Origin of the sequence: Bradyrhizobium erythrophlei, assembly GCF_900129505.1 — a bacterium.
Lineage (GTDB): Bacteria > Pseudomonadota > Alphaproteobacteria > Rhizobiales > Xanthobacteraceae > Bradyrhizobium > Bradyrhizobium erythrophlei_D.
This window is the reverse complement of the sequence record NZ_LT670818.1, coordinates 2,058,981-2,072,742: the sequence shown is the minus strand read 5'-3', so window position 1 is coordinate 2,072,742 and position 13,762 is coordinate 2,058,981. Positions and strand designations below refer to the sequence as shown.

At 62.1% G+C, this 13,762-nt stretch carries 14 protein-coding genes; 6 read left to right on the top strand and 8 right to left on the bottom strand.

What is annotated here, in order from left to right; genetic code table 11:
* The first annotated feature begins 499 nt into the window (after window positions 1-499).
* The 5 genes from B5525_RS09735 to B5525_RS09715 all read left to right on the top strand — a co-directional run bounded on the left by B5525_RS09735 (window position 500) and on the right by B5525_RS09715 (window position 5,308).
* Window positions 500-2,488: a patatin-like phospholipase family protein gene (locus tag B5525_RS09735; protein WP_172899839.1), complete on the top strand. Its 1,989-nt coding sequence runs from the start codon at window positions 500-502 to the stop codon at window positions 2,486-2,488.
* Between the two features lie 82 nt (window positions 2,489-2,570).
* Window positions 2,571-3,239, top strand: a complete 669-nt coding sequence (locus tag B5525_RS09730) for a hypothetical protein (protein WP_154073139.1) — start codon at window positions 2,571-2,573, stop codon at window positions 3,237-3,239.
* A gap of 43 nt (window positions 3,240-3,282) precedes the next feature.
* On the top strand, window positions 3,283-4,140 hold the full coding sequence (locus tag B5525_RS43735) for a hypothetical protein (RefSeq protein ID WP_154073138.1): 858 nt from the start codon (window positions 3,283-3,285) through the stop codon (window positions 4,138-4,140).
* Window positions 4,128-4,802 carry a hypothetical protein gene (locus B5525_RS09720; RefSeq protein WP_154073137.1) on the top strand — a complete coding sequence of 225 codons (675 nt, stop codon included), beginning with the start codon at window positions 4,128-4,130 and terminating at the stop codon, window positions 4,800-4,802. Before B5525_RS43735 ends, B5525_RS09720 begins: the two co-directional genes overlap by 13 nt.
* A gap of 134 nt (window positions 4,803-4,936) precedes the next feature.
* Entirely contained in the window at window positions 4,937-5,308 is a 372-nt protein-coding gene (locus tag B5525_RS09715; RefSeq protein ID WP_079565812.1) for a GFA family protein, read from the top strand.
* Between the two features lie 50 nt (window positions 5,309-5,358).
* Here B5525_RS09715 and B5525_RS09710 read toward each other — a convergent pair whose 3' ends face one another.
* The 5 genes from B5525_RS09710 to rsmI form a co-directional block, all read right to left on the bottom strand.
* Window positions 5,359-6,330: an MBL fold metallo-hydrolase gene (locus B5525_RS09710; protein WP_079565811.1), complete on the bottom strand. Its 972-nt coding sequence runs from the start codon at window positions 6,328-6,330 to the stop codon at window positions 5,359-5,361.
* 337 nt (window positions 6,331-6,667) lie between these two features.
* Window positions 6,668-6,991, bottom strand: coding sequence for a hypothetical protein (locus tag B5525_RS09705; protein WP_244567863.1), 324 nt, complete (start codon window positions 6,989-6,991; stop codon window positions 6,668-6,670).
* Between the two features lie 165 nt (window positions 6,992-7,156).
* The gene (gene gshB / locus B5525_RS09700) at window positions 7,157-8,098 is read right to left on the bottom strand and encodes a glutathione synthase (protein ID WP_079565810.1); all 942 of its coding nucleotides are present in this window, start codon (window positions 8,096-8,098) and stop codon (window positions 7,157-7,159) included.
* Window positions 8,099-8,127: 29 nt separating this feature from the next.
* Complete coding sequence (locus B5525_RS09695; protein WP_079565809.1) at window positions 8,128-8,541, bottom strand: YraN family protein; 414 nt, start codon at window positions 8,539-8,541, stop codon at window positions 8,128-8,130.
* The gene (rsmI, locus tag B5525_RS09690; protein ID WP_079565808.1) at window positions 8,528-9,499 is read right to left on the bottom strand and encodes a 16S rRNA (cytidine(1402)-2'-O)-methyltransferase; all 972 of its coding nucleotides are present in this window, start codon (window positions 9,497-9,499) and stop codon (window positions 8,528-8,530) included. Before rsmI ends, B5525_RS09695 begins: the two co-directional genes overlap by 14 nt.
* A gap of 224 nt (window positions 9,500-9,723) precedes the next feature.
* Here rsmI and B5525_RS09685 point away from each other — a divergent pair, with 224 nt between their 5' ends.
* Window positions 9,724-10,944 (top strand): penicillin-binding protein activator, encoded by a 1,221-nt coding sequence (locus B5525_RS09685; protein WP_244568020.1) that lies wholly within the window; start codon window positions 9,724-9,726, stop codon window positions 10,942-10,944.
* Between the two features lie 168 nt (window positions 10,945-11,112).
* On the opposite strand, the gene hemW is transcribed toward B5525_RS09685, so the two are convergent.
* The 3 genes from hemW to rph are packed head-to-tail and all read right to left on the bottom strand — an operon-like array spanning window position 11,113 to window position 13,633.
* Window positions 11,113-12,285: a radical SAM family heme chaperone HemW gene (gene hemW / locus B5525_RS09680; RefSeq protein WP_079565806.1), complete on the bottom strand. Its 1,173-nt coding sequence runs from the start codon at window positions 12,283-12,285 to the stop codon at window positions 11,113-11,115.
* Window positions 12,278-12,907 (bottom strand): RdgB/HAM1 family non-canonical purine NTP pyrophosphatase, encoded by a 630-nt coding sequence (rdgB, locus tag B5525_RS09675; RefSeq protein WP_079565805.1) that lies wholly within the window; start codon window positions 12,905-12,907, stop codon window positions 12,278-12,280. The genes hemW and rdgB overlap by 8 nt, the downstream gene beginning before the upstream one ends.
* Before the next feature lie 12 nt (window positions 12,908-12,919).
* Window positions 12,920-13,633 carry a ribonuclease PH gene (gene rph / locus B5525_RS09670; protein WP_079565804.1) on the bottom strand — a complete coding sequence of 238 codons (714 nt, stop codon included), beginning with the start codon at window positions 13,631-13,633 and terminating at the stop codon, window positions 12,920-12,922.
* Window positions 13,634-13,762: the final 129 nt, after the last annotated feature.

Genomic DNA, 13,762 nt, shown 5'->3' with positions numbered 1-13,762 from the left:
GGCAGTTGGACGCGTGGGCAACCCAATCCGGGCGCACTGGATCAGCTGACTGCCAAGCGAGTAACAAAATTTCAAGGGAAGCGCCGCGCCACAACCATCGATTGCCGGCAGCAACCGGCTGCCGAAGCGACGATTGCAAGATGAAGACGGCAACCTGGCCTGTTCGACGATCGCCGTACGATGGACTTAATCAATCGTAGCGGCGCGAGATTGTACAGATGCTGCTCCATGTCCGGGGGATCTCATTTGGATGGTCGCAAAGTTCTTCAAATCAGGTTTTAACAGGATTGCGAGAAGGCTCGGCGATACCGTCCGGAACATCACTGCCCGGCCTGACGATCTGATGGCGGATGCCGGAGACACACTGCTGGATGAGCTAAACGCCGTCCGTCTTCGGCGGAAGATTCTAGCTAGACCTGCCCGAACGATCAGGGCAGGCGCTCGCAATGACCAGCCTATGCGGGGCTTGAGATGCCGTCGCGGGGATTCCGAGCAGAAATTGGAGCAATATTATTCGCGCGCGCACAGCATGGGGGATCTTTCCGCGCTCTGCCTATCCGGCGGCGGAATTAGAAGTGCGGCGTTCGCATTGGGCATTGTGCAGGGACTAGCCAAGCGCGGATTACTTAAACAGTTCGATTATCTGTCGACGGTTTCTGGAGGCGGCTACCTTGGAAGCTTTCTGACTGCATGGATCCAAAGACGCGGTTACGATGCCGTCTGTGACGACCTCGTGGGCAAATTCAAAGTTACTGCCGGGTCGCCGCTCAAATATCTCAGGCGGTACACGAGCTATTTGACTCCAAGCCGGGGACTGTTCACGGCTGATTCCCTGACCATCGCAGCACTATATCTGCGAAATCTGTTTCTTAATTGGCTGATCGTTATCCCGCTAGTCCTCACGATCATCATCGCGGTCAAGTGCTATGCGGTCGCAGTTTGGACCCTTCCGGCTTCGATAACCACGGCGACCGCCTTTCTTATGCTCGCCGTGAGCGCGGGTGGAATGGCTACTCTCGAATCGCTCCGTCAACGACCTGGTTGGGAAACCTATCCAGGGAGCTCTTCGCAATTTCAATATTGGGTCAAATGGACCCTGTTCGCGGGCTCGATGCTGCTAAGTGTTGCGTCGGCAAACTATCTCGAGTTTCTCAATCAGCTTCCAAGCGAGACCTACGACCGACCGATCTACGAACCTCAATCCTTCCTGGGTGATTTCCAAATCGGCGCCGGCGAACCTACCCCGGCGCATGAAGCCCTACGACCGCCAATTCCAGACGGTCTTCACGTGTTTGCATTTCCAGCGGCGATGTTCGCTGTCATCAATTTTGTGGCCTGGATGATCGCATTTTTCATGTCGGCCTCTCCGAGACGGGACGAAATATCAACCCGCTCGACGGTCCGCACAAGTGGATGGAACGCCCTGTTCAACCTGATCAGCTTCACATTTGCAGGTGGCGTCGCAGGCGGCTTGATCGGGGTGGCATTCTATTTAGCAGCCCATCTGTTTTGGTGGTTTGATTTCGCCGTCTTAATAGTCATATGCGCGGGGCCGTTGGCCGTCGCCGGGGCCGTCTTTGTCGGCGAAGCGCTTCACCTCGGTCTCACGAGCTACTTGGACTGGAGTGATGGCGAGCGCGAGTGGCTGGCCACCGCCGTAGGATATCACACCCGCACCGCCGTTAGCTGGTTTCTACTGACATTCTGCGTGTTCGGGGGGTCCTATCTTGTATTCACCTTCTATCGCGAGTTTGGCTTCGGCAAACAGCTTGCATCTTTGGGCACGACTGGCGGCATAGCCGGGGTGATCGTAGCGTGGTTGAGCAAAGCCTCTGCGACGGCAGCCACCATTCGTGAACGATACGACACCTGGACGAATTGGTCGGCAGGTATAGTGCTCGCGATAGCGATGCCGCTTTTCGTATTCATCGCTGTCGCCTTCCTTTCTGCAGGCGTCAATGCGGTACTGATCGGCCGAACTCTCACGTACTCGACCACTGCCCAAATCAGCAGGCATTCAGCCCTTTTCGATGGCATCTTCCCGCTCGAACCGGGAGAGCTCAACACGATATTGATCACGAAGCTGGCTGTAATTTTCTTTGCTTGCCTCCTGCTTTGGGTCGTCGCCTCGCGCGTGATCGCGACCAATCAATTCTCGTTACATGGCCTGTATTGCAATCGGCTCATCCGTGCATTCCTGGGTGGATCCCGTAATCCGAAGGACCGGCGACCAAATGCACTGTCTCAATTCGACGAGCACGATAATTTTGATCTCAGCGAGTTATGGCCGAACAAAGGGACGGGCAAATATCCCGCCGCAGCTGCTTGTCATCAACTGCGCTCTGAATGTCCTGAGGTCGGAGAATCTAGCCTGGCAGGAACGCAAGGCGCTTTCGTTGACGTGCACCCCGCGAGCGGTTGGCGCATATGCGTTGAACGATTGGAATGGATGTTACCGTCGCGCGAGCGAATACGCGGAAGGACTTAGTCTTGGAACGGCGATGACGATTTCCGGGGCTGCCGTTAGTCCGAGCATGGGCTACCATTCGTCTCCGGCATTGAGTGTTCTCATGACGGTTTTCAACGTCAGACTTGGCGCCTGGCTTGGCAACCCTGGCCCCGCAGGGGCTAGCGTGTATCGAGACTCCGGCCCTCGGTTTTCGGCGATTCCCCTGATTCAAGAGGCGTTGGGGCTCGCTACCGAGAGTCGGCAGTATGTTTATCTTTCCGACGGAGGACATTTCGAAAATCTCGGTCTCTATGAAATGGTACACAGACGATGCCGCTTTATCGTGCTTAGCGATGCTGGCTTCGATCCGAATATGACCTTCGAGGATCTCGGCAACGCAGTTCGAAAGATATCGATAGATCTGAACGTCCGTATCGATTTCGACGCGCTGAACATTCCGCCGCGCAAGACGCCTCCGCTGGCGGGAAGCTATGTCGCAGTTGCAAAAATATTCTATCCAGAACAGGGAGCGCCGGTGGGGCATCTGCTTTACATCAAACCGAGCTACAGAGCGACCGAACCGGCGTCAGTGCGCAGCTATGCCGAAGCCAATCCAAAGTTCCCGCACGAACCAACGACGGACCAGATGTTCGGTGAATCACAGTTCGAGGCGTATCGGGCGCTCGGCGAATACATCATGGAAACAATCGATGGGGACGCGAACTGGGAATACCTCGACATCGCGAGTTTCATGCAGGCGGTGAGTGGCTATCAAACAAGGGTAAAGTGACCGAGTTGTCAGTTGCGACTAACGTCAACAAGGGAGAACCTCGATGAAACGCCTTTTCCTTTCTGCCGGTTTAGTCATTCAGATGTGCGGCGTGTCAGTTGCCCTGGACGACGCGTCAGTTTGCGAACGACTGACGAAGGAGGGCCCCGGGCTTTACCTTGCCTATCCCGAAGGGGCAAAAGCCGCTTCGGCCCTCAAATGTGAGGGATCGGGATACTGTTTCGGGAAGATTGGCTCACAAAACCTGTTCGATGACTACGGAAGGCTGTTTTTTGTAGGAGCTTCCACGCCACCGGGTGAGGAAGTTGTATGGCACGTTCGAATGCAGACCCGAGCTCGAAATCTGGACAGTGCGGACCTGGCTTATCTATCTCGTCCCACGACGACCACCCGCTGTTCGCCGACGGAGGCACTTCCGACGTTTCCGTCGAATTCATTCCCGTTGGGACCATTTGCTCCGTTGAACGACTATATAGACCACCACGAGGGACGTCCGGTCGGACTTCTGACTCGCTATTTTCATTTCCAGATTCAAGAGGCGCCAGGTCGCAAGCAGTGCATCTCGACTGACAACCGAGCCGCGTTCCGGGATCAAAAGAGCATCTACGGGTTCGAGAATGTGGAAAGACTGCCCAAGGAGGTCGCGCAGGCACTTACGATTCGCACAGCGCAGGCCTCCGCGAATGCATACGCGGGTCTTTCTTCCGAATTTATTTACCGAGACGACCCAAAATCGCCGTGTTTCGGCTTTGGGCTACCGCAGCCGACACGCTCCGCTTATTTGAACGAGAAGATAAACTGGGCGCCGTATCTTACGAAGATCTGGATCAAGCGCTTTCGAGGAAAGCAAATCACCGCTGAAGGCGACGCTAACGGACGAGTGATTCAATGGCTGCAATAACCTCGGCGACTGCAAACCGCCCTGGTCATGCGCCCGAGGGCAGTCATGCAGGCGACTCTTTCCCTTGGGGCAGATTTCCCGCCGGCTGGGCGGTCGAAAGCGCCTTTTCGGAGCGATTCTCGGCGCGCCTGATTTGGCTATTGGTGCCGCTTCAGTACTATGCGCTGACGCACATCGCGGGGGGCGTGGGCGCCGGGGACCTTCTGTCAGTCATTGTGCTGACGATGACCTCCTTCATAGCTCTGTTTTTTCTGAGCTTCCTGCTGGCAAATTTCGTGGCATGGCGAAATCCGGACCAGGACAAACGCACACTCACAAGAATGTGGATGATTGCGCTGATGATGGGTACGACATGTGCCTATGCGGTGTTTGCTCTGTCCCTGTGGATTGGGATCCTCCGAGGTCTGACGGCCGACATAGTTGGTGACTTTCTTTTCTGGCAAAGCAGCGACGGCGTTAGAATTCCCGGACTAAACTGGCAGACGGTCGCATCGTATCTCATTTATAGCTTGATCGCGATGCTACTGATCCTGTCGATAAGATTGATGTCCTGGACGATAACATCTCGCCACAGATCTGGTCTTGTGGAGCCGCCTTTTGTCGTGGTCGCAGTCTTCGTCGCCGCTGTGATGTCTGGAATCAACATCTTCGCTACGTTCTAGAATTGATTGGATACCGTTTGCACATCTCGGTGGCGCACCCGGGGTCGGCCACTGGCCCATGCCGGGTCGCATTCGCTCAAAGCAATTCGGCGACCGAAGCGCAAAAAAGCCCTCGATCACACGGAGAGATTTTCGTGACGCGAACCGCGAGTTGTTCCTGTGGAAGGCTTCGGGTGGGTTGCGAGGGCGAACCCCAGAGAGTATCGCTCTGCCACTGCCTCGCCTGCCAGAAGCGCACCGGCAGCACCTACGGCATCGCCGCGTTCTTTCGCGAGCAGGACGTCGTCACGCATGGCCGCTCCAGCCTTTATGTGCGCCAAGCCGACAGCGGATTTCGCGTGACCTTCCACTTCTGTCCCGACTGCGGCTCGACGGTGTTCTGGAAGCCGGAACGCCTGCCCGACCTGACGGCGGTTGCTGCCGGCGCGTTTGCGGACCCAACGTTCCCGAAGCCCGCGAACGCCGTCCATCTGGAAAGCCGCCATTCGTGGGTCGGCGATTTGTAATGGGAATTGCGGGGGTAGGCCACTGACCCACCCCCGCGCGCGATTTCCCCTCAGAGCAACATCTGCATCGGCTCAGGCAAATAATGAAACCCCTCCCCGGTTTTCACCACATGGCCATAGCCCGGCCACGGATAATGATACGACATCACCGGGATTTTGTTGGCGGCGAGCATGTCCAGCATCTTCACCCGTGAATCCGCCGCCTGCTTGGGATCGGTGTCGTAAGAGAATTCCATACGCGGATGTTCCATCAGCAGGATCTGGTGGTGGGTGAGATCACCTAAGAAAGCAAAAGATTTTCCTTCCGAGGTGACCAGGAACATGGTGTGGCCGACGGTGTGGCCCGGTGCTGCGAGCGCCTGGACGCCGGGCAGGAATTCCTGGCCGTCCTTGTAGAACACCAGTCTGTCGCGGATCGGCATCAGGTTCTTGCGGGCGTGAATCACAAAATCCTTCAGCGGGCTGCCGAGCTTGCCTTCATCGGTCCAGTAATCGAAATCACTCTGGGCGATGTAGTATTGCGCGTTGGGGAACAGCACCTTGCCGCTGGCATCGACCACGCCGCCGATGTGATCGATATGGGCGTGCGAGAACACCACCGCGTCGATGTCCTCCGGCTTGATGCCGGCTTCCGCCATGCTCTTCTGCTGGCGGCCCGTGGTCGAGCCAAAGGCCTGCGAGGTCCCCATGCCGGTGTCGAACAGCACGAGCTTGTCGCCCATGTTCACGATCGGTGAGTTCTGCTCGAGCACGATGTTGTCGGGCGAAAGGAAATTGTCCGTCAGCATTTTCTTGATCTCGTCGTCGGTCGCGCCCGTGAAGGTGCCCTTGGGCGGGCCGAGCGGCAGCGGGCCGTCGGAAACCACCGTCACCTCGGCCCCGCCGAGCATGAAGCGGTGGAAATAGGGCGATTGCGTCCCGACCTTGGCCGCGCGCGCCAGCGCGTTGCCGCCGAGCAGGGTTGAGGCACCAAGACCGGCGCCGAGGGCAAGCAGGGATCGTCGCGAAACATGGTATGTCATGCGTGTTCCTCCACTGATTCTATGAGTTTTTTGCGTTTTCGCCCGCGCGGGTCGCGCCGCTTCGATCCGTCAGGCAACGACAGGTTGCGCCCGGTTTTGCGGGCTGACAAGGGGTGTCCGTTGTTCGGAAAGCGTGCAGCAGAAACGCGTCGGCTGCATGACGGGAGTAAGAAGAATTCTTGCTGCCTCGCATCCTTCGAGACGCATCGCTTCGCGATGCTCCTCAGGATGAGGTCTGAGACCCCTCATGGTGAGGAGCGCGGCGGCGCCGCGCGTCTCGAACCATCCGGCCGTGCCATGCCTCGTCCACGATTCCACCCCAGGCGAAACACGCCTCTCAGTTCATCGTGGTGGTCGCGACCGCGTTGGCCTGCGGCTGCTCCAGCATCTTCAGCGCGGCATCGAGTGCGTTGCGCAGGTTCGCGGCGGCGGTCGGGCTGCAGCGCAACCGTCCCGACGAGAGAAACTTCACCTCGGTGGCGCCATCCGTCTTCGGCACCAGGATGCGGGTCGCCAACTCGACCTCGACGGCGCCGTGCATGGCCCCGTAGGCCGCGACGATGTCGAAATACACCAGCGGGGCGAGGCCGCCGGTGTCCTCGTAGAGGATGCCGGGCGGTTTTGGGTTTTCCTGGTCGGCCAAGGTGGGCCTCTGAGTCATGATTCGAGGTCGATCACAACGTATGCTAGCCGACAGTGCCGCCATAGCTCCGGGTTTGCTCTACGGCGCAAACGACTGTCGTCATGGCCGGGCATAGCCGTCCGAAGGACGGCGTCGCCTTTCGCTCGCCTATGCCCGGGTCAAGCCCGGGCATGACGAGTATTGTCAGCCCCGCTTCTTCTCGATCACGTCCCAGATCTTCGCCGCGACATCCGGGCCGCCGAGCCGGGCGATGGCGCGGATGCCCGTCGGCGAGGTCACGTTGATCTCGGTGAGATTGCCGTCGATGACGTCGATGCCGACGAACAACAGGCCGCGCTCGCGCAGCTTCGGCCCCAGCGTCTCGCAGATTTCGCGCTCGCGCGGGCTAAGCTCCGTGGCCTGCGCGGCGCCGCCGCGCACCATGTTGGAGCGGAGATCGTCGGGCGCGGGCACGCGGTTGACGGCACCGGCGAATTCGCCGTCGACCAGGATGATGCGCTTGTCGCCGTGTTTGACCTCGGGAAGGAAACGCTGGATCACCCAGGGCTCCTTGAAGGTGACCGAGAACATGTCGTAGAGCGAGCCGAAATTCATGTCCTGCGGCATCACCCGAAACACCGCCGCACCGCCATGGCCGTGCAGCGGCTTCATCACCACCGCGCCGTGCTCGTCGCGGAAGGCGTTGATCTCGTCGAGGTCGCGCGAGATCAAGGTCGGCGGCATCAGCTGTGGAAAGTCCATGACAAAAATCTTTTCCGGCGCGTTGCGCACGGAGGCGGGGTTGTTGACCACCAGTGTCTTCGGGTGGATCCGCTCCAGGAAATGCGTCGAGGTGATGTAGGCGAGATCGAAGGGCGGGTCCTGCCGCAGCAGGATGACGTCGAATTGCGCCAGTGGCTCGCGGCGGGGTTCGCCGAGCGTAAAGTGATCGCCGGACTCGTCGCGCACCGACAGCACCTGCACCGGCGCCACCAGCTCCTCGCCCTTCAATGAAAGCTTGTCCGGAGTGTAGTAAGACAGCCCGTGCCCGCGCCTTTGCGCTTCCAGCAGCAAGGCAAAGGTCGAATCGCCGCGGATGTTGATGCGCGCGATGGGGTCCATCTGGACGGCGACGTTCAATTTCATGATTGGGTCCGCTTGCGGTTATCAGGGTTTCAGGTGCTGGCGTCGAACGCCGCTAACAGATGGCGCGGCAGATGCCGCGGTGCAATCAGCATGGCGTCGAAACGCAGCTCATATTCGGCATGTTCGGGATGCGCCATCAGCCAGGCTTGCGCGGCTTCGATGATGCGGGCCTGCTGGCGCGGCGTCACCGCGAACGCGGCCTCATCCAGGCTGGCGCGGGCCTTGACCTCGACGAAGGCGACGAGATTGCGCCGCCGCGCCACGATGTCGATCTCGCCATAGGGCGTGCGAAAGCGCTTTGCCAGGATGCGGTAGCCCTTCGCCATCAGAAAAGCGGCGGCGCGGGCTTCGGCGGACAGCCCGGTGCGGAACGCCGCGACCCGCTCGGGGGACGCGGGTTTTGCCGGTTTTGTCGGTGGCGCGCCGCCGTCAGTCTTCGCCATCGTCACCTCGGACGTTTTGTTCTTTGGCGAGCTCCAGCGCGCGGGCATAGACGGCGCGCCGCGGCCGCCCCGACAGCTCGACCGCATGCGCCACCGCGTCCTTGACGCTGTCGCGTGCCAGCGAGGATCGCAAGAGATCGTCCAGCGCCTCCTCGGTCATGGTCTGCGCGCCCTTCGGCGGCGGGCCGATCACCAGCACGAATTCGCCGCGCGTCTCCAGCGTGTCGGCTGCTTGCGCGAGCTCGGTGAGCGGTCCGCGCTTGATCTCCTCGTGCATCTTGGTCAGTTCGCGGCAGATCGCGCCATCGCGCCCGCCCATGATGGCGGCGAGATCGGCGAGCGTGTCCTGCACGCGGTTGCCGGAGTCGAACATCACCAACGTCGCGTCGATCCGCGCAAGTTCCGTCAGCCGCGCCCGGCGCGCGGTCTGTTTCGGCGGCAGAAAACCTTCGAAGAAAAACCGGTCGGTGGGCAGCGCCGCCACCGACAGCGCCGTCAGCACCGAGGACGGTCCGGGCAGCGCGATCACCGCAATACCGGCGGCGCAGACTTCGCGCACCAGCTTGAAGCCGGGATCGGAGATCAGTGGCGTGCCGGCATCCGATACCAGCGCGATGGCGGCGCCTTGCGCCAGCTTTTCAAGGATCTTGGGCCGCGCCAGCGCGGCATTATGCTCGTGATAGGGTTTTAGGACCGCCGAGATGCCGTAGCGCTCCGTCAGCCGCCGGGTAATGCGGGTGTCCTCGCAGGCGATGATGTCACAGCCGGCCAGCGTCTCCAGCGCGCGCAGGGTAATGTCGCCGAGATTGCCGATCGGGGTGGCCACCAGATAAAGCCCGGGAACCAGCTTCGGCGCGGTCAGCACATGGCCACCGACTGTAAAGCAGCGGTTCAAAGCTTCCGCGCCTTCCGGGTTGTGGCCTTCAATCCTATTTGTCGTGACAGCTTTTGCGCGCATAGTCGGCAATCTAAAGGGAACACGGCGCAGACGCCACGATGCTGGTGACGTGGAATATTTTGTACCACGGGAAGGGAACCGGGACCTGCAACCCGGCCCGCGCATCGCGGCCATAATCCTTTTGTTTTGGTTAACTATTCGCCGACAATATGCCTGAATGCGCCCCCCTGATCGTTGGCAGGTGGACGCCTGGCCGATTTCGGTCGGTCGAGAGAAGAGATGCGATAGTGGGGCCGCTCGAACCTAAATCTGCGCCTGCCAATCCCAGACCTTCCGGGGCTACCCGGCGGTCGGCGATCGGCCTGATCCTCGGCGCGCCGCTGCTCGGCGCCTGCGCCGGCGTCAGCTCGTTTTCCAATCCGTTCGGTTCGTCACAAACGGAGGCCGGCCCCTCGGGCCCGCCGCAGCAGCCGCTCGCGGTCGGCACCGGGCAGGTCAAGGTGGGATTGATCCTGCCGCTGTCGGCCGCCGGCAATGCCGGCGTCGCGGCGCTGTCGATGAAGAATGCCGCCGAGATGGCGCTGGCGGAATTCCAGAACCCGAACATCCAGCTCCTGATCAAGGACGACGCCGGCAGCGCGCAGGGTGCGAGCCAGGGCACCCAGCAGGCGCTCGACGAAGGCGCCGAGATCATTCTCGGTCCGCTGTTCGCCTCCTCGGTGCCGGCCGCCGCGCAACTGACGCGCGCCAAGGGCGTCAATGTGATCGCCTTCTCCACTGATTCCAGCGTGGCCGGCCGCGGCGTCTTTCTCCTGAGCTTCCTGCCTGAATCCGATGTCAACCGGATCGTCGAATACTCCGCCGGCATCGGCAAGAAATCCTTCGCGGCGCTGCTGCCGGAAAACGCCTATGGCAATGTGGTGGAGGCGACCTTCAAGCAGGCGGTGCCGCGCCGTGGCGGCCGCATCGTCGCGTTCGAGAAATACGGCTCCGACCGCGCCGGCCCGGCACGCACCGTCGCCCAGGCGCTCGGTTCGGCGGATGCGCTGTTCATCGCCGACGACGGCGATTCGGTGGTGGCAGTGGCCGATGCGCTGACTGCGGCCGGTGCCAACTTAAAGAACATCCAGCTGCTCGGCACGGGCCTGTGGGACAATCCGCGGGTCTATGCCAGCCCCGCCTTGCAGGGCGGGCTCTATGCCGCGCCGGATCCGTCGGGCTTTCGCAATTTCGCCGGCCGCTACCGCACCAAATTCGGCGCCGAGCCGGTGCGTACGGCAACGCTGGCCTATGACGCGGTGGCGCTGGTCGCGGCACTGGCACGCACGCAGGGACCGCAGCGGTTTTCGCCGGAGACGCTGACCAATCCATCGGGCTTTGCCGGCATCGACGGCCTGTTTCGGTTCCGCCCCGACGGCACCAACGAGCGCGGCCTCGCGGTGATGCGCGTGGCCACCGCCGGCGCCGTGCCGGTCGCGGGCTCGCCGAAGAGTTTTGGGGCGTAAGGTTATGTCGCTCGGCCGATCGCTCCCTCCCCCCGCCCTTCGCGGGGAGAGGGTGGGGTGAGGGGCTGTTTCAGCAAATGCTTAGGCAAAGGTGCGCGCGGAGAGTCCCCCTCACCCGGATCGCTGCGCGATCCGACCTCTCCCCGCAGGCGGGGCGAGGTGAGATCTCTACGCCGCGAGATCCGCGACCACGGCATCGAGCACGGGAAAACCGGCCTGCGTGACGCGCAGGCGTCCGTTGTCGTCGACGACAATGGCGCCCTCTTCGCGCAGCACCGCGATGCGGCGCGGATCGAGCGCGCGGCCGGACAGCGCGGCATAACGGCGGGGGTCGATGCCTTCCGCGAGTCGCAGGCCCATCAGCAGAAATTCGTCGGCGCGCTCTTCGCTGTTGAGGAGATCGTCGGTCACGACGCCGTGGCCATTGGCCTCGACGCGCATCAGCCACGCCTCGGGGCGCTTTTCGGTCGCGATCGCGTGCCTGACCCCGTCGATATCCAGCCGCCCATGCGCGCCGGGGCCGATGCCGGCATATTCCTCGCCGCGCCAGTAGACGAGATTATGTTTGCATTCGGCGCCCGCGCGGGCGTGATTGGAAATCTCGTAGGACGGCAGGCCGTGGCTGCTGCAGACCTCCTGCGTCACGTCATACAGCGCGCGCGCGAGCGCCTCATCCGGGGTTTTCAGTTTGCCGGCGGCGTGCAGGCCGAAGAACGGCGTGCCTTCCTCGATGGTGAGCTGGTAGAGCGATAGATGCTCGGCGGCTTCCGCGATCGCGTGCTTCAGTTCGGTCGTCCACATTTCGGGCGTCTGGTCGGGCCGCGCATAGATCAGGTCGAACGAATAGCGCTCGAAGATTTGGCGCGCGATCGCGACCGCATCGAGCGCTTCGCGCGCGGTGTGCAGGCGTCCCAGCGCCTTGAGCGAGGCGTCGTCCAGCGCCTGCACGCCGAGCGAGACTCGATTGACGCCGGCCGCGCGATAGCCGGCGAATCGCGTGGCCTCGACGCTGGTCGGGTTGGCTTCGAGCGTGACTTCGACATCGTCGGCAACGTGCCAGTGCCTGCCGATCGCGTCGAGGATGGCGCCTACGGTCTGCGGCTTCATCAAGGACGGCGTGCCGCCGCCAAGGAAGATCGACGATACTTCGCGGCCCGGCGCGCGCGCAGCTGACGTCTCGATCTCGCGGGCGAAGGCCCGCGCGAAACGTTCCTCGTCGATCGGCTCATGCCGGACGTGGCTGTTGAAATCGCAATACGGACATTTCGACAGGCAGAACGGCCAGTGCACGTAGACGCCGAAGGCCGGCCTGTTCCCGTGCGTGCGCCCGCCGCTAGTCAAGGCAGATCTCCGCCAGTTTTACAAAGGCGCGGGCGCGGTGCGACAGCCCCAGGCCCAGCGGCGGCAGGCCGTGCTTCTCGATAGAGGTCATCTCGCCGAAGGTGCGGCCATGGCCGTCGGGCAGGAACATTGGATCGTAACCGAAACCGGCGGTGCCGCGTGGCGGCCACACGAGGGTTCCATCGGCGCGCGCCTCGACCTCCTCGAGATGGCCGTCCGGCCAGGCCACGCACAGCGCCGAGACGAAATGCGCCTTTCGCTGCGCGGGTTCCTTGGCGCCGCGCTCCTGCAGCAGCCGTTCGATCCGGCTCATCGCCGCGCCAAAATCCTTGGCCGGGCCGGCCCAGCGCGCGGAAAGGATTCCGGGCGCGCCGTCGAGCGTGTCGACCACAAGGCCGGAATCGTCGGCGAAGGCCGGCAGCTGCGCGGCCTCGGCGGCGGCGACCGCCTTGATCCGCGCGTTGACGAGGAACGTGTCGCCGGTCTCGTCGGGCTCGCCGAGGCCGAGCTCGCCGGCCGAGATCGCCTCGATGCCGTGCGGCGCCAGCAGTTCCCGCATCTCGGCGAGCTTGCCGGGATTATGGGTCGCGACCACGAGCTTGCCTGTGATTCGGCGGTGCATGGGCCTGTCAAACTACGCCACGGCCATTTTCTGCAAATCCACCAGCCGCGCCACGCCCTTGCGCGCCAGCGCCATCAGCGCCAGGAACTCGTCCTGCGAGAACGGAGTTTTTTCCGCGGTGCCTTGCACCTCGACGATGCGGCCGTCGCCGGTCATGACGAAATTGGCGTCGGTGTCGGCCTCGGAATCCTCGGCATAATCGAGGTCGAGCACCGGGGTGCCGTTATAGATGCCGCAGGAGATCGCGGCGACGTTGTCGCGCAGCACGTTGGTCTTGAGCATGTTGCGGGCCTTCATCCAGCCGATGCAGTCGGCGAGCGCAACCCAGGCACCGGTGATCGACGCGGTGCGGGTGCCGCCATCGGCCTGCAGCACGTCGCAATCCACGGTGATCTGGCGCTCGCCCAGTGCTTCCAGGTCGACGGTGGCGCGCAGCGAGCGGCCGATCAGGCGCTGGATTTCCACGGTGCGGCCGTTTTGCTTGCCGGCACTCGCCTCGCGGCGGGTGCGTTCCAGCGTCGCCCGCGGCAGCATGCCGTATTCGGCCGTGACCCAGCCGCGGCCCTGGCCCTTCAGCCAGGGCGGCAGCCGCTCTTCCAGAGTGGCCGTCACCAGCACGTGGGTGTCGCCGAATTTGACCATGCAGGAACCCTCGGCATATTTGACCACGCCGCGTTCCAGCGACACGGCGCGCAGTTCATCCGGCGCTCGGCGGCTTGGGCGCATGGAGATCCTCCGAAAGATACGACAAAAAGGCAGGGCTCGCGGTGCTTGTAGGTGGGGGAAGGAGCAGCGGCAAGACCTTTAAGGGACTAAGGCCTTTAAGGGACGAATGGCTGCTTGTAACCTGCCTCC

Bases quoted from the DNA above. Each gene is read 5' to 3' on its own strand.
- gshB (WP_079565810.1), bottom strand. From the start codon at position 8,098: ATGAAATTGAACGTCGCCGTCCAGATGGACCCCATCGCGCGCATCAAC.
- B5525_RS09695 (WP_079565809.1), bottom strand. From the start codon at position 8,541: ATGGCGAAGACTGACGGCGGCGCGCCACCGACAAAACCGGCAAAACCC.
- rph (WP_079565804.1), bottom strand. From the start codon at position 13,633: ATGCGCCCAAGCCGCCGAGCGCCGGATGAACTGCGCGCCGTGTCGCTG.
- rsmI (WP_079565808.1), bottom strand. From the start codon at position 9,499: ATGCGCGCAAAAGCTGTCACGACAAATAGGATTGAAGGCCACAACCCG.
- B5525_RS43735 (WP_154073138.1), top strand. From the start codon at position 3,283: ATGAAACGCCTTTTCCTTTCTGCCGGTTTAGTCATTCAGATGTGCGGC.
- B5525_RS09710 (WP_079565811.1), bottom strand. From the start codon at position 6,330: ATGACATACCATGTTTCGCGACGATCCCTGCTTGCCCTCGGCGCCGGT.
- rdgB (WP_079565805.1), bottom strand. From the start codon at position 12,907: ATGCACCGCCGAATCACAGGCAAGCTCGTGGTCGCGACCCATAATCCC.
- B5525_RS09730 (WP_154073139.1), top strand. From the start codon at position 2,571: ATGACGGTTTTCAACGTCAGACTTGGCGCCTGGCTTGGCAACCCTGGC.
- B5525_RS09705 (WP_244567863.1), bottom strand. From the start codon at position 6,991: ATGACTCAGAGGCCCACCTTGGCCGACCAGGAAAACCCAAAACCGCCC.
- B5525_RS09720 (WP_154073137.1), top strand. From the start codon at position 4,128: ATGGCTGCAATAACCTCGGCGACTGCAAACCGCCCTGGTCATGCGCCC.